The following is a 22,153-nucleotide window of genomic DNA, read 5'->3' on the forward strand; positions in this document are numbered from 1 at the left end:
AATTGGGTCTTTTTGATTGTTCCCAACAGGCTTACCGTGGGGTTCAGGAGCCGCCCGGCCAGGGCGGCGGAACCCAGGAGGACTTTCCATGACAACGCACGTCGCAGACTGCAGCGTAACGAACTGTTCCTTTAACGACCACACCAACTGCAATGCCGCCGCCATTACCGTGGGCGGTGCCGAAAACCACGCACATTGCGCCACGTTCATCGACACCGGAATGCATGGCGGGTTGCCCAAGGTACTGGCCGACGTCGGAGCATGCCAGCGCTCCGAGTGTGTCCACAACGACCACCTGATGTGCAAGGCAGCTGAAGTGCATGTTGGACCGGGGGCCGACAACGCCGACTGCCTCACCTATTCACACGCCTAGCAAACCCGTTCCGCCGCCGGCGGGAGTGGGGGCCTCCGTCCGGAACACCGGGTGGGGGCCCTCTTTGCGTGGACGGTACGCAGGCCGGCAGCGCCGCGGACTGCAGCCGCAGCATGTCGTTTGGCGCCGGCCGCCAACCGCTTGGCGCAGGGCTTTTCCTTAAGCGGCAAAATCCAGCGCGATACGCACCGGTCGTTGGTAGGGTGCCTGTCAGCAGAAGCGAAAAAGAATCTCAAAGAGGAGACATGGCCGAAACGCCTGATCGACGGAGCGCAGCCCGGGGCGAAGGTGCGGTTGCCACCGACACCGATCTCCCTCCCTCGGCCCTGGACGAAAAGGTCCGCGAGGCGGAAGACAAAAAATGGACACCGGGGAAGATCGCCCTGTGGGCCGCGATTGCCCTGCTGGGTGGCGTGGCATGGTTCATGCTCGCGATCATTCGCGGCGAAACGGTCAACGCCATCTGGTTCGTGTTTGCTTCGGTCTGCACCTACCTGATCGGCTACCGCTTCTATTCCAAGGTCATCGAGCGTTACATCACCCGGCCCGATGACCGGCGGGCCACCCCCGCCGAGTACAAGGCGGACGGCAAGGACTACGTCCGCACGGACCGTAACGTCCTGTTCGGCCACCACTTCGCCGCCATCGCAGGAGCCGGACCGCTGGTCGGACCCGTCATTGCGGCCCAAATGGGTTACCTGCCCGGCACTATCTGGATCATCATCGGCGTCGTCCTGGCCGGTGCAGTGCAGGACTACCTGGTCATGTTCTTCTCGATGCGGCGCGGCGGGCGCTCCCTTGGGCAGATGGCCCGGGAGGAGCTGGGTGTAATCGGCGGCACCGCAGCCCTGATCGCCACCCTGCTGATCATGGTCATTATTGTGGCCATCCTGGCCCTTGTGGTCGTCAACGCCCTTGGTGAAAGCCCGTGGGGGGTCTTCTCCGTTGGCATGACCATCCCCATTGCCCTGTTCATGGGCGTCTACCTCCGCTACTTGCGGCCCGGCAAGATTATGGAAGTTTCCCTGATCGGCTTTGTCCTGCTGATGGCGGCGATCATCGGTGGCGGCATTGTCGCTGAGACCCCCTGGGGCGCCGATATCTTCACCCTGGATAAGGTAACCATCGCCTGGGGACTCATCATCTACGGCTTCATCGCAGCCATCCTGCCGGTGTGGCTGCTCCTGGCCCCCCGGGACTACCTGTCCACGTTCATGAAGATCGGCGTGATCGTGATGCTCGCGCTGGCCATCGTCGTGGTGCGCCCTGAGATCACCGTCCCGGCCTTCAGCGAGTTCGCCAGCAGGGACAACGGTCCGGTCTTCCCCGGCGCACTGTTCCCCTTCCTGTTCGTCACCATCGCCTGCGGCGCCCTTTCCGGGTTCCACGCCCTGATTTCCTCCGGCACCACACCGAAGCTCGTCGAAAAGGAACGGCAGACGCGGTTCATTGGCTACGGCGGAATGCTGATGGAGTCGTTCGTTGCCATCATGGCTTTGGTCGCGGCAATCTCCATCGACCGCGGCCTCTATTTCGCCATGAACTCTCCTGCAGCCCTCACCGGCGGAACCGTTGAGACAGCCGCCACCTGGGTCAACAGCCTGGGCCTTGCCGGCGTCAACATCACCCCGGACTTCCTCGCTCAGACCGCCGCGAACGTTGGTGAGGAAAGCATCGTTTCGCGCACCGGCGGTGCCCCAACCCTCGCCGTCGGCCTCGCGCACATCATGCAGCAGTTCATCGGCGGCACTGCCATGATGGCGTTCTGGTACCACTTCGCCATCATGTTCGAGGCCCTCTTCATCCTCACGGCGGTGGACGCCGGCACCCGCGTTGCCCGGTTCATGCTGCAGGACTCCATTGGCAACTTCGTTCCCAAGTTCAAGGAAGCCTCCTGGCGGCCCGGCGCCTGGCTCTGCACCGCCATCATGGTGGGCGCCTGGGGAGCCGTGCTGCTCATGGGCGTGACCGATCCGCTCGGCGGCATCAACACGCTGTTCCCGTTGTTCGGTATCGCCAACCAGCTGCTCGCCGCAATCGCCTTGTCCGTCTGCTTGGCCATCGTCGCCAAGCAAGGAACCTTCAAGTACCTGTGGATCGTGGCGCTGCCCCTGGCCTTCGCCGCGGTGGTCACCATCACGGCGAGCTACCAGAAGATCTTCTCGTCCACCCCGGCAGTGGGCTACTTCGCCAACAACGCAGCCTTCAGCAAGGCACTGGCGGAAGGCAAGACGGAGTTCGGCACCGCGAAGTCCGTGGCAGCGATGGAGGCGGTGGTGCGCAATACCGCCATCCAGGGCTGGCTGTCGGTCATCTTCGTGGTGCTGAGCATCATCGTGATCGCGACGGCGTTGCTCGCCACCGTCAGGGCGTTCCGCAACCGAACGGATGCCACAGCCGCCAGGGGCAATGAGGACCCCGCCAGGCCTTCGCGCGTCTTCGCACCGGCCGGGCTCATTCCGACGCCGGCAGAGCGGGAGCTGATGGCTGAGTGGGACAAGGTCCCGGCCGAGCTGAGGTTCGAGAGGGCAGGCCACCACTGATGACCTCCGGACTCGCCGCGGTTGCCAAAGGCTTCCAGGGGTTCGCGCGCTATTTTGGCGGCGTGCTGGGGGCGGATGCCTACGCGAAGTACCTGGAGCATCACCGGGCTGCAGGCCATAGCGCTCCGCCTCTAAGCGAGCGTGAGTTCTGGCGGGACCGCACGGACCGCCAGGACTCCAATCCCCAGGGCCGGTGCTGCTGATTTAGCCTGCAGCGGACAAACCCTCGGCGGGCTTCATGGAGTGGACCCCGGGCGGATCGCTCATGAGAGTATGAACGCATGAGCGATCCGAAAGACACTCAGGCACCTGAGGACCTCCCGGTAGAGGGCACCACCATCGACGACGGGCTTCCGGCCCCTGCGCCGGCTGCCCCGGACAACGGCGGCAAGCCCAAAGGCAGCAACCTGCAGGATTTGGTGGACGAACCAGCCAAGGTAATGCGGATCGGAACCATGATCAGGCAGCTGCTGGAAGAGGTGAAGTCCGCCCCGCTGGACGACGCCGCCCGGGGCAGGCTCGCCGAAATCCACGAGCGTTCCATCAAAGAGCTGGAGGATGGGCTTGCCCCTGAACTGGTGGAGGAACTGGACAGGATCAGCCTCCCCTTTTCGGATGAGGCCACACCCTCCGACGCTGAGCTGCGTATAGCCCAGGCCCAGCTGGTGGGTTGGCTGGAGGGCCTGTTCCACGGCATCCAGACGGCCATTGCTGCCCAGCACGCCGCCCGCGAGCACGCTGCCGCGCAGCTGCAGCTCCGCCAGCTTCCTCCCGGCACGGTGATCGCGCCCGGCGTCGTCATTGGGGAAAACGGAGAGCCCCAGCGTGCCTCGGCCGGCCACCGCGCCGGGGCTCCGGCCCGTCCTGGGCAGCCCAATGATCCGGACCACGGTCCGGGACAGTACCTCTAGGGTCATTGGGCTTTTTCAGCGCCGCCAGGCAGGGGCGCAAGGACGATGCGGAACTTGGGAAGGGATTGTGGCGCCGGGCCCACGACCGTTTCCACCGGGGGCTGGACCGATTCCATCAGGTCCTCGAAGGAGTTGAGGACGACCAGCTCTACGGGGAACTGGTGGACATCGCCAACGAGCTGGCCGCGCTGTTGGATCGCGTCAGGGCGGTCTGCGTGGAGGCACAGCAACGGTCGCCGAGTGAGGGCCTGGACATCCCGGTTGCCCTCGCACCTGTCCACCGCTCGCTGTCCAAGGCGGGCAACTCCCTTGCCACCACCGCCGAAGCCGCTGCGATGCTGCGCCTCGCCGTCGGCCCCGTCCCCGTAGGAGCAGCCTCCGTGCGGCGCCGCGCGGAGGCAGTGTTTCAGCAGGTGGCCGACGCCGAGAGGCAGCTGCGGGAGGAAAGCCTGGGCTCCCGCGATATTCCTGGTTAAGCGTGTGGCTTAGTCGGCCCGAATCGTCCTGTTCAGGGCAGCGGATTTGGCAATATGTGAGGCATGACTTTTTCACCGACACTGACTTTCAACGACGGTAACCAGATCCCCCAGCTCGGCTATGGCGTATGGCAGGTCGAGGACGGAGTGGCGGAGAAGGTTGTCCGCCAGGCGTTCGAGGCGGGCTACCGCCACATCGACACCGCCAAGATCTACGGCAATGAGGCGGGAGTTGGCCGGGCTATTGCCAGCTCGGGCCTGTCGCCGGAGCAGCTTTTCATCACCACCAAACTCTGGAATTCAGACCAGGGCTACGAGTCCACCCTCGCCGCTTTCGAGGACTCAATGGACCGGCTGGGCCTTGAGACCCTGGACCTCTACCTGATCCATTGGATGACGCCCAAGCGGGACAAGTACGTGGATACCTGGAAGGCGCTGATCGAGCTGCAGAAGCGCGGACGCGTCACGTCGATCGGTGTTTCGAACTTCACCGTCGAAGGCCTGGAGCGGATCATTGATGAAACAGGCGTGGTTCCGGCTATCCACCAGATCGAGCTCCACCCGTACTTCAGCCAGCGCGAACTGCGCGAGTTCGGTGCATCCAAGGGGATCCTGACCCAGGCCTGGTCACCGCTGGGCCAGGGCGGCGAACTCCTCAAGGATGCAACCGTAGCCTCCATCGCTGCCAAGCACGGTGCCACGCCTGCACAGGTGGTTATTGCCTGGCACCTCGCTATCGGCAACGTGGTCATTCCCAAGTCCGTCACCGAAACCCGGATCCGCGAGAACTTCGCGGCGCTGGATGTTTCCCTGGACGCGGACGACATCGAGGCCATCAACGCACTGGACCGCAGTGCCAAGGGCGAAGGCCGTATCGGAGCCGATCCTGCAGTTGCTGACTTCGCTTAGGCTGAGCCGGGCGCAGGCCTAAGCAGGACCGTTGACCCGCGTTTCCTGGGTACTCCCCAGGAAACGGGGTCACTGCTTTAAGCGGCCTGGACTTTTCGCCGGCCTCGACTCAGGCGGCAATACGCTGGTGCTGGACCGGGACCGCGTCCACGACGGCCCAGCTGTCTTCGCCGGCACAGTGGCGGCTGGCGGACCGTTCGGCTTCCGCCAAGGTGTCAAAGACTTCAGCGCGTGCGCGGCCACAGTCGGCATCGAAGTAGGTGACGTGAAATTCCTGTACGAGTTGGTTTTCCATAAATCCAGTGTGCAACCGGGGTCTGACATTCCTCGGAATCAGCCCCGCGTGTTGCTGTGAGACGTGGACAAGTCGCCAGCTCTTCATATCCAGAACGTCCATGTCCTTGGACCCGCCGGCTGTGATGACGGTGTCCCGGATGTCCCTTTTCTGCCTGCTGTGTCCTCGCTGACCGCACGGCTCCCTGGCTCTCTCTGCACCGTGGGCGCGGTGTTGCTGGGCCAGTGAGGAATGGATCACCTGAGACTCGAGGAGCGGCCGTTGTTGCTGGCCGACGCCGTAAGCCAACTTCAGTAGTTATTTAGTTACCCTGCCTCATGCGTTGCCGAAGCGGCTAGGTGCATCACAATCGTGTCAGCAACTCCCGTCTTGGCGCACGTGACTTGCATATCTTCATTTAAGCCCCCCCCTAGCTTCCTCGAACAGGGTACCTGGCAAATTTGTTGGCCCTGACGCCTGCTCAACAGGGCGGGTACATCTAGATATTTGGGGTTTCTAGAGTGCTTTGTGCACCTGCGTATTGGTCCAGAATTTTTTGGATACTTACGACCACTGTTGCGGTGGTTGGACTCGTTTTCGTTTCTGTGGCGCCAGCTAATGCTTTGGGGAACAGGACGATCAGCGCGGAGGGATCTGAGGCTGTGTTGCACGAGGTAACAGCACAGATGCCGCCATTGCTGGCTCCGGCTTCAAGATGACTGCCGGTTCCGCCATCGATTTCAATAAAGGTTGCTAATGACTGCTTCTAAATCAACCACGCGGAACTACTGGCTGGCGTTGTCATCCCTGTTCGGAGTAACCGTTAGTGTTGTGGCCATGACGGATCCCCCGTGGTCTGTGGCGATGGTAGCTGCCTTCGTTTTATTCGTGGTCCTGCAGAGCATCCACTACAGGCAGGTCGGCCGCAATATACAAGGGAAGCTTGCTACTGCGAACCCAGGGGTTGGAATCCTCGGTGCCGTCTTCGGCGGCGCAGCCGTGCTCATCCACGGCAACCCGGTAGCTCTATGGGCAGGGCCTGCCCTAGGTCTCGTAACCTTCCTCGGTATGTTCCTGTTCCTCCAGCGGTTTGGCCGCTTTCACCACAGTCCCAACACGAACTCAATCTGACTCAACGAACGTGAGTTGAGGGCCATACGGGCAACGCCAGACCCGGCGAGAATCCTGAAGACCATGGAGTTGCCACCCCTGGTCCATCAGTTGCCCAGGCGGAGGACCCGTTCCTGCGCGAGCATCGCCGTCCGCTCCGCTTTGTCCGCGGCCCGCGCGGCCTGTTTGGCCTCGGCAGTGGTGCTTGCCAGCCTTTTGCGGAACTGCTCCAGCCGGTCCTCGGCCGCTCTAAGGCGCGCCCGAAGATCTGCTATCTCCTGTTGCAGCTCAGCAATTTCAGTCCGTGTTTCGTCCGCCTGGTCCTGCAGGTCCCGGGCGAGCTGCCCTGTCTCTGCTTCTGCCGCCTGTGCTTCCGCCAGGGCGGCTTTGGCTTTCTCCAGTGCGGGTGGTGACGTTGGCCGCGGTGTCTGCCGGACTGCCTCAAGCCGCGGCTTGTCCGGCTTGGGCCGGGTGGTGCCGGCCGCCGTCGTACTCCTTGCCTGTTCCTTCCTGGTGGGCACCTTCGACGGAGCGGGAGCTGCCTTGGGTGCGGGCAGGGCGGCGGGGACTGCCACGGAGCCCTCAAGCTCCACGGCATTAACGCCGTCGGCGGAGAGTGTCTTCAGGAGCCGTCCGCTCTGGACAGCAGCAGCGGCGCCTTCATCCGCCGTCAGGGCCCGCAAAGTCTCCTCGATGTCCGTCGCCATAGCATCGCTGATGGCCCGGCCCTGCTGCTGGGCCACCAAGCGGGCAGTATCGACGGCGGCGGCCAGCATGACCCGGCGCTCACGTCCCAGCTCCCGAAGTGCCGCGACGTCCAGCGACGTCTGTGCCCCGCGCATCGTGCCGCCGAGATCCGCCAGTTCGGCGAGGACGTCCGGTTGGTGCAGGGCCAGCATGTTCACCGCCCAGGCGGCAACCGAGGGCTTTGGCAGCCCGCGTACAGCTGCTCCAAGTTCCTTGTCCGAACCGGCCGCTTCCTTGGCTGCGGCGGCGCGTGCTGACACAAAGTCTTCCATCGGCTTGGCATAGAGCTCGTTCGCGATCTCTGCCAGGGCCTCGTCTTCCATGGACGCCATCTTAAGCAGGTCGGGCAAATCAGGCTGGTCCGAACCCGCAGTACCACGGGCTTGTGCTAGCTGTCGTGTTGCCGGCGAACCATTTCGGTGATCCAGATTGGCGCAAACGGCGACGTGCAGCCCGGAGGAGTTGGGTAGTCCTTCAGCACTTCAAGGCGCTGGCCTATGGAAATCGCCCGGTCCCTTTGCTCGGCGTGCCCGATCCCGATCTGGGCCAGGCAAGTGTTCATCGACCACTGCAGGCGATCCGGCGCACTTTTCATCTCGGCCTCGATGACGTCCAGCAGTCCGGCCAGGTCGAGGCCTTCGGGCTGCTTCGCCACCCGTACGGATGTCAATGCCCAGCCGGCGCTGGCGACCGTGGGATCGGAGTCGGCGAACCAGGCCAGCCGCAACTCTTCTGAATGTGGGTTCTTTTTCACCACGTAGTTCACGAGCCAGTCCTGCACCTTGGGTGTGCGGGCCTCGCGAAGCATCGCGTCCAACTCGTCGCGCCCGAACGCCTTGGGGCGGCAAATCAGGAGGGCCAGCAGCCTGGCTGCGGTGTCGCCGGTGTCCCAGAGCTCACGGGCGAGTTCCTGCTGCGTCTTCAGCTGCTTCGCGATGGCCCGCAGTTTGCCGAGGTTTACGCCGTGATCGTCGCCGTGTTTTTCGTTTATCTCGCGTGCCCGCGGATCATCAAGGTCCGCAAGCTCGGCCATCAGCTCGGGCACGCTCGTCCCGGTTAATGCAGTTCCGGCCATCACAGTCACCTCTCCTTCGCGTGGAAAGTTCAGCCTACGATGAAGCAGGCCTCCAGTACACGCCAGCCCGTTCCCATACGGATCAGGCGCCGTTGGAGCCGACGCAGCAACACGGTGGACCCGCCAGGGACAGGGCAGACTGTACCCCAGGCCGGGCACGTACGGGGGACGAAGCGCGTTCCCCGGTGAACGCGGCTGGCCGGCAGCAGCCGTGGGCGGCATGCTGCCGTACCCACAAGACTAGGTGCCGGTCACCGGCTATTCATCAGTAGGAAGTACTCGACTTTTCGCTGTTTCAACTACTCGCGGAAATCCCGCGGCCCGTCCTGTTCATCACCATCACATCCGCCCGGCCTGCTACAACGCGCATCGGATGATGGTGGTGGCTGGCGCCTTTTGGCTGGTTGCAAGACATCAATTAGTTAAGGTCACAAAGAACGCACAACAGAACCCCCTATATCTGTGTTCGTGGAATGCGCAACAAAACCCCCTATACCTGTGTTGGTGGAATGCCGGAAAACCCCATATGCCTAAAAATTGAATTAAGCGGTAACCCTATCCCTAAACAATGGGCGGCAAGATAATCCCGCTACTTACGGAGAGCGGATTAACCGTGCGGAGAAAAGGAAGTACAAGCTACTCGTGACACTTCCTGGGGCGAACCATACGCTCGCTGATACCGCAAGGACTTCCATCGACCTAGATCCGAGGGCACCGTTATGCGTCTGCTACGCCTTTTAATTGCTCTGCTACTCGCCGCGGCCGGGGTTGTCGCACTCCCCGTCGCCGCCCAGGCCGCTGATGTCGGAAAGCCTGGGCCATCATATGCCGGCGACGGCGTTGAAACGCCGACTGCAGACAAGGCCCAGAGCAAACTCTGGTTCCAGGACGGGACCTGGTGGGGGCTGATGTGGAGTGCGTCCGCAAATGCGACGATAATCCACAAGCTCGACGGCGCAACGCAGGCGTGGCAGGAAACCCCAATGGTTGTTGACGCACGGCCGAGTGCGCGCGGTGACGCGCTCTGGGACGCTAAAACCGGCAAGCTCTATGTCGTGTCGGGCACCACTGTGCTCTCGGAGTGGACCACGCCTCCAACCCAGGCCGCGGTGACCGCCGGGTCCGCAGCGCTTCACCGCTTCAGCTACAACGCGGCCACGAAGACCTACTCACGGGACGCGGGATTCCCTGTCACCCTGCACCGGGGGAGCACGGAATCGATTACGGTGGCCAAAGACTCCCTCGATAAGCTATGGGTCACCTACACCGTCGTCTCGGCCGATCTCACAAACCGTGTCTACGTGAACCGCTCGACGACGAGCGACACGGCGTGGGGGACTCCGTTCGTCCTACCGACTCCCAACGCCTCCGTGCACCACGACGACATCTCCGCAGTCACGTCGTTCCAGGGCAACAAGATCGGAATCATGTGGAGCAATCAGCGGGTAGGGCATAAGAGGTTTTACCTGGCCACCCACCAGGACGGCCAGCCAGATGATTCGTGGCAGACAGAGGTCGCTTACGGGGGAGGAAACAACTGCAGTGGGGGATGCGCGAACGACCATCTAAACCTCAGGCAATTGACAGGTGACGGCAGCGGCCGCCTCTACGCAGCGATCAAGACAGCCAAGCAGGGCGTCGGCCTAACCTTTGTGGCGCTCCTGGTGCGCGATGGTAATGGCCAGTGGACCAGCACGCAGTACGGCACTGTCGAGGACGCCCACACCCGGCCCATGGTCATGATCGACGAGGAGAACCGTCAGATCTACATGTTCGCGATCGCGCCGGAGGCGGGCGGCACTCTCTATTACAAGAAGTCGCCGCTGGACAACGTTTCCTTCGCGCCCGGCCCCGGCACGCCCATCATCAGCAGCAGTACCGACAAGGACATCAACGACCCCACATCAACGAAACAAAACGTCAACGGTCAGACCGGTCTGGTGGTGTTGACCGCCTCGAGGACCAACGCCCGGTACTGGCACGCCTACCTGGATCTTGGGGGCCCGACCACACCACCGCCTGGTGGCGGTACGACCCAGACGGTGACCGTTGACGCGCTTGAGGACAGCTATGTCTCCGGCCGTGCCGCCACGACCGACAACGGCTCGGCCACGGCGCTGGGGGCCGACGGCAGCCCCGCCGAGGTCAGCTATCTGAAGTTCGACCTGGGGACTCTCTCGGGTAGGACGATCATGGAGGCAAAGCTGCAGCTCCAGGCAACCAACGGCTCGACGGGAAACCAGAGAGTCAAGCTGGTCCCGGACGACCTCTGGAACGAGAACGCTATTCGCTTCAACGCCCGCCCGCTACCGGGAACAACCCCGATAGGGACGTTGACCGGTGCATCCAGCGCCGGTACCTACAGCGTCAACCTCGACAAGAACGTATTGCAGGCGGAACTGGGCCAGAGTCTGTCGCTGGCCGTGGATTCCTCCAGCAGCGACGGGTTGGATTTCGCTTCCAGCGAGGCCGCCACCGCCGCCAGCAGGCCCAAACTCATCCTCACCCTGACCTCCCCCTAGGGGAGCGTGACAATGTGAACCGGTCCCCGGGAGGTGGACTGGCCACATAAGATCAAAGCCGCGAGGGCCTGGGGCCGGTATTGCACCGGACTCAGGCCCTGAGCTTTGCCGGGATCCAGGCCGTATTCCGCCAGCGCATGTATTCGTGCAGGTGAAAGAACTCAGGGCCCGTAATTTGCCTGAGTAGGCCACTTCGTCCCGCAACCCCTGATGGAGCTGGGCGATGAGGATATAACCCGTTGACAGCCCGCCCTGGCGGGAGTAGCACAGCTCTAGGTGGTCCAATCCCGGGCCGCCCGGAATGCCGCACGTGCCGCCCGAAGGCGTACCGCGGCACGCTTCAAAGGAGAAGCATCATGGCCATTGCACTCATCCTTCACCGTGTTGCCGATTACGACGCCTGGCGCAAGGTCTACGACTCTGTTGCCGACATGCAGAAGGATGGCGGGGTGACCAAGGAGTCGGTACACCGGATGGCCGACGATCCGGACAACGTCCTGGTCATCCATGAGTTTGAGAGTGTGGCGGCCGCCAAGGCGTTCTTTGCCGGAGCCAACTTGAAGGACGCCATGCAGCGTGGAGGCGTTCAGGGCGAACCGCGCATCGAACTCTTCGAGTAAGCACGGCGTTCCGGAGAGCATGCACCCCATGGAGGACCAATCGGTCCCGGTTGCTTAACCAGCGAAAAACCCCGCATCATCGTCGAAATCAACGACAACAGGGGGTTTATCCCGAGCTTCCTATCAGAATCGAACTGATGACCTTTTCATTACGAGTGAAACGCTCTACCGACTGAGCTAAGGAAGCACCGCATGCTTTACCCGAAAGAACCGGGCGGTTCATGCAAGAGTCAACTGTAATAGAGTCCCCGCGCCCGGGTCAAAATGGATGGGACGGAAAGGGCTGAGGCCTTCAGCACACCGTGTTGTCGGCGGGAACCTGCCCGCTGACGAGGTAGGTGTCCACGCGGTCCTCGATGCAGCTGTTGGACCGGCCGTAGGCGGTGTGGCCTTCGCCTTCCCAGGTCAGCAATGCGGCGTTGCCCAGCTGCTTCCGGAGCGAAGCCGCCCACTCCACGGGAGTGGCGGGGTCGCCCGTTGTGCCGATAACGACGATGGGGGACTCGCCCGTGTACTCCACGGGTGCCGGTGTGCGGATGTTCTTGTACGGCCAGTCGGCGCAGTTGGTGCCGCCGTAGGCAAAGAAATACCCGAACGTGGGGGAGTCCTGCATCAGGCGCTGTTGTTCCGCGCGCATAGCGGCAGTATCGGACTCCATGGGGTAGTCCAGGCAGTTGATGGCGTTGAACGCGAACGTCGAATTGGAGGTGTATGTCCCGTTGGAAGCGCGGTCGGCACCAAGATCGGCCAGCCGAAGCATCAAGCTCACGTCGCCGGTCATTGCCGCTTCCAGGGCCTGGGTCAGGGCCGGCCAGCTCTGGTCGTTGTACAGCGGGGTAATGAGGCCACTGACGAACATCGTGGCGTTGACCACGCGCCCGTCCTTGGCAGTGCGGGGCGTCTGCTCGACGGCGGCGATCAGGTCGCGAACCTGCTGCACTCCGGAATCAACGTTCCCGCTCAAGGGGCACCCCTCCTGCTGCAGGCAACTGGCAACATAGGCCCGGATCGCCTTTTCGAAGGCGCGGGCCTGGCCCCGGGTCAGCTCCTCGTTACTGATCGACGGATCCAGGGCGCCGTCGAGCACCATGCGCCCCACGTTGTCCGGGAACAGCGAAGCATAGGTTGAACCCAGGAACGTGCCATAGGAGTACCCGAGGTAGTTGAGCTTGCTGTCATTGACCACTGCGCGGAGGATGTCCATGTCCTTCGCGGAGCTCACCGTATCGATGTGGGCCAGAACCGGACCGGTCTGCTCGGCGCACTGCGCGGCGATCGCCTTGTTGTCCGTCCGGGCCGCTTCCAGGCCGGTGTCCGTTTCCAGCTCATAGATCTTCGCCCGCGCTTCGTCGCGCTCGGCATCGGTCATGCAGCTGACGGGAGCGGAGCGCTTCACGCCCCGGGGATCGAAGCCCACGAGGTCGTAGGCGTCACGCACTGCCTGGGAAAAGTGTGTTCCCGAGGCATCTTTGACGAAGTCGTATCCGGACGCTCCCGGTCCTCCGGGGTTGACCAGCAGGCTGCCCGTCTTGTTGCCCGTGCTCGAAGCCCTCAGCGCAGCCAGTTCGATGGTGTCGCCCTCGGGCTTGTCGTAGTCAACCGGCACCCTGACCTTGGCGCACTGAAATTCAGTTTCGCACGGCTCCCACACCACTTCCTGCGAGTAGAACTGCTCGAGCCCGGCCGGAGCGGACGCCACAATCGAGGGATCGGCCTTTGCAGTGGATGCCTCCTGGCTGCGGTTTTCGCCGCCAAGGAGGGTGCAGGAGGCCAGAACCATGGCAAGCACCATGGCCCCGGCGGCACGCACTCCAATCACCCAGGATCGGGGGCGTGCTGGCAGGGGGCGGGCAGTCATCGGGTCTCCTTGGAGGGCTAGATCAGGCTGGCTGCCATGGACTCAATGGTCAACAGCGGGGCAACGTTGGTGGTGGTAATGCGTTCACGGGCTTTGTTGATGGCGTCCATGCGGGCGAGAGTGGCTTCTGGAGCGGAGCGGCTGGCAAACTCCTCCAATTCGCTCCTCAACTCAACGTTTACGAGCTCCACAGCATTCCCGAGCTGAATAATCAGCACATCCCGGTAGAAGGACAGCAGGTCGGTGAGCGTCCGGTCCAGGGAATCGGTGATGGACCGCTTCGCCCGGCGCTTCTGGTCCTCCTCCAGCTGCTTCACCTGGCTGCGCATGGCCGGAGGCAGCGTGCCGGACTCGGGTGCGCCCAGGGTTGCCAGCAGGGCGGCCTTCTCGGCGGCATCGCGTTCCTCATTGGAACTGTTCGCCTCTGCTGTGGCGATCTTAACCAGCTTCTCCGCCATCATCACCGCGGCGGTAACACCCCGAAGTGCCAGGGGAAAGCGTACGGTCTCCAGCCTGCGTTCCCTGGCTGCAGGATCCCGGGCAAGCCGGCGGGCGATCCCCACGTGGCTTTGCGCCGCCCGGGCCGCGCGCTCCGCCAGCGCCGGCTCCACGCCGTCGCGTTTAACCAGCAGGGCAGCCACATCGGCGGCGGGCGGCAGCCGCAGGGCCACGCTGCGGCAACGCGAGCGGATGGTCACCAGTACGTCGGCCGGGGAAGGTGCACACAGCATCCACACCGTCCGGGGAGTTGGCTCCTCGATGGCCTTGAGCAGGACGTTGGTGGTGCGCTCGGCCATCCGGTCTGCGTCCTCCACCACGATGATCCGCCAACGTCCCGAGGATGGCCGGTTGCCCGCAGTGGCCACCAGCTCCCGCGCCTCATCAATAGTGATGGTGACTTTTTCGGTGCGGACGAACGTGACGTCGGAGTGGGTTTCCCCCAGGATGGTCAGGCAGGCAGGGCACTGCCCGCAGCCGCGCCGGCCCACGTCCTCCTGGTCACAGTTCAACGCCGCGGCGAACGCCTTGGCGGCATTTGAACGGCCCGACCCCGGCGGCCCGGTAAACAGCCAGGCGTGCGTCAGGTTTTCGCCGCTTGCGGCCTGGCGCAGTTGTTCGACGACGGCGGCCTGGCCCTGCAGGTCGTCCCAGACGGTCATGCCGTGTCTCCCTCCGCAGCCGCCAACAGGCCGTCCACGCGCTGGAGGATCCGGGCGGCAAGGTCACTCACGGGAAGATGGGCCGGCAACACAAGGTAGGAGCCGGCGCGGCTGGCAGCCAGTTCCAGGAAGGCATCCCGGATCCGAACGTGGAATTCGTCAGCTTCGGATTCGAGCCGGTCCTCCGCGGCATCACCGGCAGTCCGGCGCTGGCGGCCCACTGCCGGGTCAACATCCAGCAGGACAGTGAGGTGGGGTTCCAGGCCGGAAGTGGCCCACGCGTTAATCGACCGCACTGCATCCTTGCCCAGGTCCCGTCCGGCTCCCTGGTAGGCAACGGACGAATCGATGTACCGGTCCGTCAAAACAATCTCGCCGCGCTCAAGCGCCGGCCTGATGACCTGGCTCGCGTGGGCGGCCCTGGACGCCGCGAAGATCAGGGCTTCGGTGTGGGCGTCGATGTGGCCGTGGCCATGGTCCAGGACCAGGGAGCGAAGTTTCTCGCCGATGGGCGTTCCGCCGGGTTCCCGGGTCCGCAGGACGGTGAGTCCGCGCGCTTCAAGGGCGTCTGCAAGACGGGCTGCCTGGGTAGACTTGCCGGCACCGTCCCCGCCCTCGAATGCGATGAAAAGACCCGCCCGTTGTTTACTCACCGGTCAAGCCTACCGACCCTCACCTGCAATCGCAGATTGCCGGAGGCGATATGTGGACAGTAGTAGCGGCTTTCCAGGGTGCCCGGGGCGGACAGTAGGCTTTCCTGCATGAGCCTTTCGGAACAGCAAGCGGCTTCCCTGGCAGCCGAGACGGTTGTGGTGGCGGCCGGGCGTCCTCCCCGGGAAAGGGACCAGCCGGTCAACCCGCCCATCGTCCTGTCCTCCACGTTCTTCGGCATTGGCGCCCTTGCTGACGGGGACCGCGGGTACGGAAGGTACTCCAACCCCACCTGGGATCCCTTCGAGGAAGCGCTCGGGCAGCTTGAGGGAGCGGAACTGCCAGGTCTCCTTTATGCATCCGGCCTCGCTGCGGTCAGTTCCGCCCTCTCCCTCATTCCCGCCGGTGGGGTGCTGGTCATGCCCACATTGTGCTATTCAGGCTCCCTTGTCATGGCCGCCGAACTTGCCCAGAAGGGGTTCATCGAACTCCGGACCGTGGACATCGCGGATACCGACGCCGTCAAGGAGGCGCTGGCGCCCAGCGGCCCAGCCGGGCGCGCCGCGTCCATGCTGTGGATCGAGAGCCCCACGAACCCCATGCTCAGCATTGCGGACATGCCGGCTGTCACGGCGGCGGCACACGCCGCCGGAGCCATCGTGGTCACGGACAACACCTTTTCCACCCCCTTGGTCCAGCAGCCCCTCCGCCTGGGCTCCGACGTCGTCCTGCATTCGGTGACGAAGTACCTGGGCGGCCACTCCGACGTCGTCCTCGGCGCACTGGTGACGTCCAACCCCGACATTCGATCCGCGCTGCTCCACCACCGCACCATCCATGGCGCCATTGCCGGCCCCTTCGAATCGTGGCTGGCACTGCGCGGGGTGCGGACGCTGGCGCTCCGCGTTGAACGGTCCCAAGCCTCTGCCATGGTCCTGGCCGAGCGGCTTGCAGCCCATCCGCGGCTCGAATCGGTTAGGTTCCCGGGCCTTCCCGCGGATCCGGGCCACAAACGGGCCACGGCGCAGATGAAGGGCTTCGGTTCAATCATCTGCATTCAGGTAGCGGCCGCGGACGGCATGAGCGGCGCCGACGCTGCGGACGCGGTGGTCCGCGCAATGAAGCTGTGGCTGCCCGCAACCTCGCTGGGCGGGGTGGAATCGCTGATAGAACGCCGGCGCCGGCACGCCGCCGAACCTTCAGACGTGCCCGAAAATCTGATCCGCCTCAGCGTGGGCATCGAAAGTGTTGAGGACCTCTGGGCGGACTTGAAGCAGGCGCTGGACGCGCCGGGCGGCTAGGCTGGGCTTGTGGACGGTGAACTCATTATTCGGCCTGTAGAGCAGGCAGTGTTCTTTATTCTTGCCTTGGTGGCCCTTGGGCTCGAATTGTGGGCTGTGGTGGACTGCGCGCGGCACCGCGCCAATGCCTTCGAGGCAACCGGGAAGAGGACGAAGACCTTTTGGATGGCCCTGACAGGCGGAGCCGCCTTCGTCGGCGTCATCTCGTTCTTCGGCAGCGGCGGCGGATTTTTCGGCACGCTTGGCCTGTTCGGGCTCGCCGCGGTGGTCGCGGCGTCCGTCTACCTGGCGGACGTCCGCCCGGCAGTGAAGGACGCCGGACGCGGCGGCAGCCGCAACACGGGGCCCTACGGACCCTGGTGACGGACTGCATTAATTCAACCCTGCTGGCCTAAACCCGCGGGGCCACCGCTTCCCAATCAACTGTGAGCTCGCCCAGCCGCCACCTGGCCGGACCGTCCTGAACCGGCCAGCCGGCGTCGCGCAGTATCCGGGCCATGGACTGCCAGCGCTGCCTGTTGCCAAAGGCCGCCAGTGGAGCGGACTCCAGCCAGGCCCGGTCCATGGCCTGCATCAGGGCGTGCACCGGTTCGCCGGGCACATTGCGGTGAATCAATGCCTTTGGCAGCCGCTCCGCCACCTCCGAAGGCAGCTCGAAACTTCCAAACCGGACGGAAATACTCAGTGAGAGCGGCCGTCGGGCATCCAACGCCACCCACGTTACCCGCCGCCCGATCTCGTCGCAGGTGCCGTCGATGAAGAGGCCGTCCGGAGACAGGCGGTCCTGCACCAGCCGCCAGATCCCGGGAACATCGGCTTCCTCGTACTGCCGCAGGACATTAAACGCCCGCACCAGCACGGGCCGCCCGGCAACCGGGATTTCGAAGCCGCCCACCTGGAAGCTCAAACCGGGCCGCTCCAGGGGCAGTGCGGCGCGGACCCGATCCGGTTCGATCTCGATGCCGCGCACCTGGACATCCGGGCGCACGGCGGACAGCCGCTCAAAGAGTTCGACGGCGGTGGCCGGGGTTGCGCCGTAGCCCAGGTCCACCACCAGGGGACTGGCAGCGGACCGAAGGCGCCAGCCCTGAGGTCCGGTCAACCAGCGGTCTACCCGGCGCATGCGGTTGGGATTGGTGGTGCCGCGGGTCACGTTGCCTACCGGCCGGCCCTGCCTGCCGCCGGGGTTCCTGCCACTCAATTGCGGGGCGGCCACCCGTTCAGCTTTTTGCACCACCGCCCAACCTTATCCTTGTGCCAGTCCTGCACGCCCGCTGGGAGGTGGCGCACTTTGTAACGCTGGGCGGGCGGCAGCGGCGCTCGGCTAGGATGAAAATCATGACTTACAAGCTGATTCTGCTGCGCCACGGCCACAGCGAATGGAACGCCAAGAACCTGTTCACCGGCTGGGTGGATGTAGACCTCAACGACCAGGGCCGTACGGAAGCAGCAAGGGGCGGTGAACTCCTGGTTGAGAACAATGTTCTCCCGGACATCCTCTACACATCCCTGCTGAAGCGGGCCATCAACACCGCAAACATCTCCCTGGACAAGGCCGACCGCGGCTGGATCCCGGTCAAGCGCGACTGGCGCCTGAACGAACGCCACTACGGTGCATTGCAGGGCAAGGACAAGGCCCAGACCCTCGCCGAATACGGCGAAGAGCAGTTCATGGAGTGGCGCCGTTCCTACGACACCCCGCCGCCGCCCCTGGACGACAACTCGGAATTTTCCCAGGTGGGGGACCCCCGCTACGCCGACCTCGGGGATGCCATTCCGCGCACCGAATGCCTGAAGGATGTCCTGGTCCGGCTGCTGCCGTACTGGGAGTCGGACATCAAGGCGGACCTGAAATCAGGCAAAACTGTCCTGGTGACGGCCCACGGCAACTCGCTCCGTGCGCTCGTCAAGCACCTCGACGGCATCAGCGATGAAGCCATCGCCGGCCTGAACATCCCCACGGGTATCCCGCTGGTTTACGACCTCGACGAGGATTTCCAGCCGGTCAAGCCGGGCGGCACCTACCTGGATCCCGAAGCAGCTGCAGAGGCCATCATGGCCGTGGCCAACCAGGGCAAAAAATAGGGCCTTAAACGCTCGACGGCGGGCCGGTCACCTTTGGTGACCGGCCCGCCGTCGTTTGTTCGAAAAACCCGCCGAAGTTAACTGTGCTCGTTGCCGTTCGGCTGCCAGGCGCCGGTCACGAGGTAGGTGACCTTCTGTGCGACAGAGACGCCGTGGTCCGCAAAGCGTTCGAAGTAGCGGCTCGCCAGGGCCACATCCACGGTGGTTGCCGGCGACTCGGCCCATTCCGGGGCGGCGATGGCCTTGAAAACGCTGAGATGCAGATCGTTGATGGCGGTGTTCGCTTTCAGGATGTCCCGGGCTACCTCAAGATCGCGGGTTTCCAGCAGCGTGGTGAGCTTGTCGGCGATCTCCTGGTCCAGCTGCGCCATGCTCTTGAACGTTGCGGTCATGGAGTCCGGAATAACATTGGCGGGAAAGCGGAGGCGGGCCAGCTGGGCGATGTGCCTGGCAAGGTCGCCCATCCGCTCCAGTGAGGCGCTCATCCGCAGGGATCCCACGATCATCCTAAGGTCGCTGGCAACGGGGCCCTGCAGCGCCAGGATGTCGATGGCCCGTTCGTCCAGGCTGTTCTGCAGGAAGTCGATGCGCGCATCCGCAGCAATGACGTCCTGGGCGAGGTCCACGTCCGCCACCTCGAAGGATGTTGTGGCCTTGGCCATGGCTTCGCTGACCAGCCGGGAGATCTCCACCAGCTGGTCACCGACCTGGGTAAGCTCTTCCTGAAAAACCTTACGCACTGAGGCGTCCTTTCCTTGGAACTCCATCCCGCCCGCTCCAGGGCAGCAGGAATTCGTGTCGCCGTTCGGCAGTCCAACTCGTTACTCTGCCAGTATCCGGTAAACGGTTAAGTCCTTGAAGATGAACGTTAGTTGAACCGTCGGTGCAGCGGTCCCGGACGCGCCGACGGCCACCTCCCAGCGCATAAGGTGGAGCTGTGGATCCTATGCTCATCGGTCTGGTCGCCGGCCTCATCGGCCTGGCGCTCGGCACCTTCGGCGTGCTGGCCTACAGGGTCAGCGAGAAGCAGCGGCACCTGCTGGACGTCGACGCCGATGAAATTGCGCTGCCGGCCGGCGCCGCCGAGGTGCTGGCCGTCGTCGGACGGGCCTTTGTGGTGGTGGACGCTGTCGACGGCGTGGTCCGGGCCAGCCCCGCCGCCTACGCCTACGGGCTGGTGCGCGGGCACACCGTGGTCCACAAGGAACTGCTGGACATGACAGCAGGAGTCCGGCGGGATGGCGTCATCCTGGAGAAGCAGCTGGAGCTGCCGCGCGGCCCGCTGGGGCAGGGAACGATCATTGTCCAGGTGCGGGCTGCCATGCTTGGGGAGGAATACATCCTCCTGCTCGCGGACGACCGCACCGAGATCACACGCACCGAAGAGATCCGCAACGACTTCGTCGCCAACGTTTCCCACGAACTCAAAACCCCCGTTGGCGCGATTTCACTGCTCGCCGAGGCCCTGGAGTCCTCAGCCGACGACGAAGAGGCAGTGCGCCGCTTCGCCAAGCGCATGCATAAGGAATCAGGCCGCCTGGCCGCCCTGGTGCAGGACATCATCGAGCTGTCCCGGCTGCAGGGTGCAAGTGTCGCCCAGGAAGGCCGCCCGGTAGACGTCAACGCCGTCATTGCCGAGGCGGTGGACCGTTCCCAACTTCCGGCCGAGAGCAAGAACATCCGGATAGTTGTGGGGGGCCGGACGGAGGGCAAGGTCTTTGGTGACCAGGACCTCCTGGTCACCGCACTGCGCAATCTGATCGACAACGCCATCCGCTATTCGCCGGGCAACACCCGCGTGGGCATCGGCGTTCGCTCGCGGGATGGCCTGGTCTCAATCTCCGTGACAGACCAGGGCGAGGGGCTCAACCCCGAGGACCAGGAGCGCGTCTTCGAGCGTTTCTACCGTGTGGACTCGGCCCGGTCCCGCCATACCGGCGGCACCGGCCTCGGACTGAGCATCGTCAAACATGTCGCCTCCAACCATGGCGGGGAGGTGACCCTCTGGTCCCAGCCGGGCCAAGGGTCCACCTTCACGCTCCGCCTCCCGGAAATGGAAGGACAGGACGGCGAGGACGAGGTTCCGCCCGCCGCCGCCCTCGGATTGGCCGGCCAGGCTCACCGGAAGCCAACTGCCACCCAAGTACCCCGCGCCGCAGGCGCAAAAGAACGAGGAGCTAACGCTTGAGCAGGATTTTGATTGTGGAGGACGAGGAATCGTTCAGCGATCCCTTGTCCTATTTGCTGGGCAAGGAAGGGTTCGAGGTGGAGGTTGTGGACAACGGCCTGGACGCCATCACCGAATTCGACCGGAACGGGGCGGACCTGGTGCTGCTGGATCTCCAGCTTCCCGGGCTCTCCGGCACCGAGGTATGCCGGCAGCTGCGCCAGCGCTCCAGCGTCCCGGTGATCATGTTGACGGCCAAGGACTCCGAAATCGACAAAGTGGTGGGCCTGGAACTCGGCGCCGACGACTACGTCACCAAGCCCTACTCGTCCCGCGAGCTGGTGGCCAGGGTCAGGGCTGTCCTGCGCCGGCAGGGTGAGCCGGAGGAGCTGATCTCCTCCACCGTCCAGGCCGGGCCCGTCCGCATGGACATCGAACGCCACGTGGTCAGCGTGCAAGGCGAACAGGTGCTGCTCCCCTTGAAGGAGTTCGAACTCCTGGAGATGCTCCTGCGCAACTCGGGCCGGGTGCTGACGCGCGGCCAGCTCATCGACCGGGTCTGGGGATCGGACTACGTGGGCCACACCAAAACACTCGATGTCCATGTCAAGCGGCTGCGCGGGAAGATCGAACCTGATCCTTCGGCTCCGCGGTTCCTGGTGACCGTGCGGGGCCTCGGCTACAAGTTCGAGCCGTAGGCGGAACTGAGCCGAAACGGCATAACAACTTAACAAAAGGGAGGAGCCGCCTGGCCCCTCCCTTTTGTTGTGCCGAAGCTTCTTCGGGCCCTGCGGCTTAGTGGCCGCTGCCGCCACCGAGTTCGGAAGCCGTGGGGGAGGGCGTTGCCGACGGCGACGGGGTGCTGCCCGCAGGCAGGTATTCCTTGTACTCGGGCAGCGTGGCGTCCAGCACCGGAACCTTCACGGTGTTGCTCACGTTGGTGCCGTTTTCGCTGATCTTGACATCAACCAGGGATCCCGGGATTCCACCGGTGGTGCTCAGTATGGCTTCGTCTGTGGTCTCGTTCAGCAGGGTGTAGTCGTTGGCCTTGACCGGCACTTCGGTCTGTGAGCCTTCGGCGCCGTTCAGCTTAAGCGTCACGTCCTGGGAGGACGAGTTGTAGACCGCACCGATGACGCGGCCGGGCTGGTCTTCCCCGTTCGAGACGATGAGGATGTTGCGCAACTGCAGCGGGCCGAGGTCGGTGATGATGCCGTCTGACGCTTGGTACTGCTCGCTCGTCTGCTGGGAATTGGTGTACCCGCAGCCTGACGTTAGCAGTCCGACGCCGAGGGCGGCAGCCGCCAGTGCCACTTTGGCGCGCTGGGCCCGGTTCATCGCAGTGAAACGCACGTCACGTACTCCTCGAGG

At 64.0% G+C, this 22,153-nt stretch carries 23 protein-coding genes and 1 tRNA gene; 14 read left to right on the plus strand and 10 right to left on the minus strand.

Going from position 1 to position 22,153, the window contains the following annotated elements; all coding sequences use genetic code 11:
- Positions 1-88 precede the first annotated feature (88 nt).
- The 6 genes from M8J71_RS02915 (at position 89) to M8J71_RS02940 (ending at position 5,212) form a co-directional block, all read left to right on the plus strand.
- Positions 89-373, plus strand: coding sequence for a DUF1540 domain-containing protein (locus M8J71_RS02915; protein ID WP_066273802.1), 285 nt, complete (start codon positions 89-91; stop codon positions 371-373).
- A gap of 245 nt (positions 374-618) precedes the next feature.
- Positions 619-2,916 (plus strand): carbon starvation CstA family protein, encoded by a 2,298-nt coding sequence (locus M8J71_RS02920; RefSeq protein WP_256246509.1) that lies wholly within the window; start codon positions 619-621, stop codon positions 2,914-2,916.
- The gene (locus M8J71_RS02925) at positions 2,916-3,119 is read left to right on the plus strand and encodes a YbdD/YjiX family protein (RefSeq protein ID WP_256246510.1); all 204 of its coding nucleotides are present in this window, start codon (positions 2,916-2,918) and stop codon (positions 3,117-3,119) included. The genes M8J71_RS02920 and M8J71_RS02925 overlap by 1 nt, the downstream gene beginning before the upstream one ends.
- Positions 3,120-3,197: 78 nt before the next feature.
- Positions 3,198-3,827 carry a bacterial proteasome activator family protein gene (locus M8J71_RS02930; protein WP_163167956.1) on the plus strand — a complete coding sequence of 210 codons (630 nt, stop codon included), beginning with the start codon at positions 3,198-3,200 and terminating at the stop codon, positions 3,825-3,827.
- Positions 3,828-3,832: 5 nt separating this feature from the next.
- Positions 3,833-4,303 carry a coiled-coil domain-containing protein 6 gene (locus M8J71_RS02935; protein ID WP_256246511.1) on the plus strand — a complete coding sequence of 157 codons (471 nt, stop codon included), beginning with the start codon at positions 3,833-3,835 and terminating at the stop codon, positions 4,301-4,303.
- 63 nt (positions 4,304-4,366) lie between these two features.
- The gene (locus M8J71_RS02940; RefSeq protein ID WP_256246512.1) at positions 4,367-5,212 is read left to right on the plus strand and encodes an aldo/keto reductase; all 846 of its coding nucleotides are present in this window, start codon (positions 4,367-4,369) and stop codon (positions 5,210-5,212) included.
- 109 nt (positions 5,213-5,321) lie between these two features.
- Here M8J71_RS02940 and M8J71_RS02945 read toward each other — a convergent pair whose 3' ends face one another.
- On the minus strand, positions 5,322-5,507 hold the full coding sequence (locus M8J71_RS02945; protein ID WP_256246513.1) for a hypothetical protein: 186 nt from the start codon (positions 5,505-5,507) through the stop codon (positions 5,322-5,324).
- Between the two features lie 735 nt (positions 5,508-6,242).
- Between M8J71_RS02945 and M8J71_RS02950 the strand changes: the two genes are divergently transcribed.
- On the plus strand, positions 6,243-6,617 hold the full coding sequence (locus M8J71_RS02950) for a hypothetical protein (RefSeq protein ID WP_256246514.1): 375 nt from the start codon (positions 6,243-6,245) through the stop codon (positions 6,615-6,617).
- An 86-nt stretch (positions 6,618-6,703) separates the two neighbouring features.
- On the opposite strand, the gene M8J71_RS02955 is transcribed toward M8J71_RS02950, so the two are convergent.
- On the minus strand, positions 6,704-7,666 hold the full coding sequence (locus M8J71_RS02955) for a hypothetical protein (protein WP_256246515.1): 963 nt from the start codon (positions 7,664-7,666) through the stop codon (positions 6,704-6,706).
- 65 nt (positions 7,667-7,731) lie between these two features.
- Positions 7,732-8,418 (minus strand): DNA alkylation repair protein, encoded by a 687-nt coding sequence (locus tag M8J71_RS02960; protein WP_256246516.1) that lies wholly within the window; start codon positions 8,416-8,418, stop codon positions 7,732-7,734.
- 983 nt (positions 8,419-9,401) lie between these two features.
- Between M8J71_RS02960 and M8J71_RS02965 the strand changes: the two genes are divergently transcribed.
- Positions 9,402-10,940 carry a CBM96 family carbohydrate-binding protein gene (locus tag M8J71_RS02965; RefSeq protein WP_256246517.1) on the plus strand — a complete coding sequence of 513 codons (1,539 nt, stop codon included), beginning with the start codon at positions 9,402-9,404 and terminating at the stop codon, positions 10,938-10,940.
- A gap of 356 nt (positions 10,941-11,296) precedes the next feature.
- Positions 11,297-11,560, plus strand: coding sequence for a hypothetical protein (locus M8J71_RS02970; RefSeq protein ID WP_256246518.1), 264 nt, complete (start codon positions 11,297-11,299; stop codon positions 11,558-11,560).
- 114 nt (positions 11,561-11,674) lie between these two features.
- Here M8J71_RS02970 and M8J71_RS02975 read toward each other — a convergent pair.
- The 4 genes from M8J71_RS02975 to tmk form a co-directional block, all read right to left on the minus strand.
- Positions 11,675-11,747: transfer RNA gene (locus M8J71_RS02975), tRNA-Thr, on the minus strand.
- Between the two features lie 105 nt (positions 11,748-11,852).
- Positions 11,853-13,418, minus strand: a complete 1,566-nt coding sequence (locus M8J71_RS02980) for an alpha/beta hydrolase (protein WP_256246519.1) — start codon at positions 13,416-13,418, stop codon at positions 11,853-11,855.
- Positions 13,419-13,435: 17 nt separating this feature from the next.
- Positions 13,436-14,578: a DNA polymerase III subunit delta' gene (locus M8J71_RS02985; protein WP_256246520.1), complete on the minus strand. Its 1,143-nt coding sequence runs from the start codon at positions 14,576-14,578 to the stop codon at positions 13,436-13,438.
- Entirely contained in the window at positions 14,575-15,231 is a 657-nt protein-coding gene (tmk, locus tag M8J71_RS02990) for a dTMP kinase (RefSeq protein WP_256246521.1), read from the minus strand. The genes M8J71_RS02985 and tmk overlap by 4 nt, the downstream gene beginning before the upstream one ends.
- A gap of 108 nt (positions 15,232-15,339) precedes the next feature.
- Here tmk and M8J71_RS02995 point away from each other — a divergent pair, with 108 nt between their 5' ends.
- Positions 15,340-16,530 carry a trans-sulfuration enzyme family protein gene (locus tag M8J71_RS02995; protein WP_256246522.1) on the plus strand — a complete coding sequence of 397 codons (1,191 nt, stop codon included), beginning with the start codon at positions 15,340-15,342 and terminating at the stop codon, positions 16,528-16,530.
- A 9-nt stretch (positions 16,531-16,539) separates the two neighbouring features.
- Positions 16,540-16,893: a DUF2516 family protein gene (locus M8J71_RS03000; RefSeq protein ID WP_163167969.1), complete on the plus strand. Its 354-nt coding sequence runs from the start codon at positions 16,540-16,542 to the stop codon at positions 16,891-16,893.
- Positions 16,894-16,921: 28 nt separating this feature from the next.
- Here M8J71_RS03000 and M8J71_RS03005 read toward each other — a convergent pair whose 3' ends face one another.
- A complete protein-coding gene (locus M8J71_RS03005; RefSeq protein ID WP_256246523.1) occupies positions 16,922-17,767 on the minus strand; it encodes a class I SAM-dependent methyltransferase in 846 nt (281 codons plus the stop codon).
- A 101-nt stretch (positions 17,768-17,868) separates the two neighbouring features.
- Between M8J71_RS03005 and M8J71_RS03010 the strand changes: the two genes are divergently transcribed.
- Positions 17,869-18,615: a phosphoglyceromutase gene (locus tag M8J71_RS03010; protein WP_256246524.1), complete on the plus strand. Its 747-nt coding sequence runs from the start codon at positions 17,869-17,871 to the stop codon at positions 18,613-18,615.
- A gap of 77 nt (positions 18,616-18,692) precedes the next feature.
- On the opposite strand, the gene phoU is transcribed toward M8J71_RS03010, so the two are convergent.
- Positions 18,693-19,355 (minus strand): phosphate signaling complex protein PhoU, encoded by a 663-nt coding sequence (gene phoU / locus M8J71_RS03015; RefSeq protein WP_256246525.1) that lies wholly within the window; start codon positions 19,353-19,355, stop codon positions 18,693-18,695.
- Positions 19,356-19,561: 206 nt separating this feature from the next.
- On the opposite strand from phoU, the gene M8J71_RS03020 reads away from it, so the two are divergent.
- Both M8J71_RS03020 and M8J71_RS03025 read left to right on the plus strand, forming a co-directional pair.
- The gene (locus M8J71_RS03020; protein WP_256246550.1) at positions 19,562-20,803 is read left to right on the plus strand and encodes a sensor histidine kinase; all 1,242 of its coding nucleotides are present in this window, start codon (positions 19,562-19,564) and stop codon (positions 20,801-20,803) included.
- Complete coding sequence (locus M8J71_RS03025) at positions 20,800-21,480, plus strand: response regulator transcription factor (protein WP_256246526.1); 681 nt, start codon at positions 20,800-20,802, stop codon at positions 21,478-21,480. Before M8J71_RS03020 ends, M8J71_RS03025 begins: the two co-directional genes overlap by 4 nt.
- A 97-nt stretch (positions 21,481-21,577) precedes the next feature.
- Here the strand turns inward: M8J71_RS03025 and M8J71_RS03030 are convergent, their stop codons facing one another.
- Positions 21,578-22,120, minus strand: coding sequence for a hypothetical protein (locus M8J71_RS03030; protein WP_163166656.1), 543 nt, complete (start codon positions 22,118-22,120; stop codon positions 21,578-21,580).
- Between the last annotated feature and the right edge of the window lie 33 nt (positions 22,121-22,153).

Source organism: Pseudarthrobacter sp. R1 (assembly GCF_024494415.1).
In the GTDB taxonomy this organism is placed as follows: domain Bacteria; phylum Actinomycetota; class Actinomycetes; order Actinomycetales; family Micrococcaceae; genus Arthrobacter.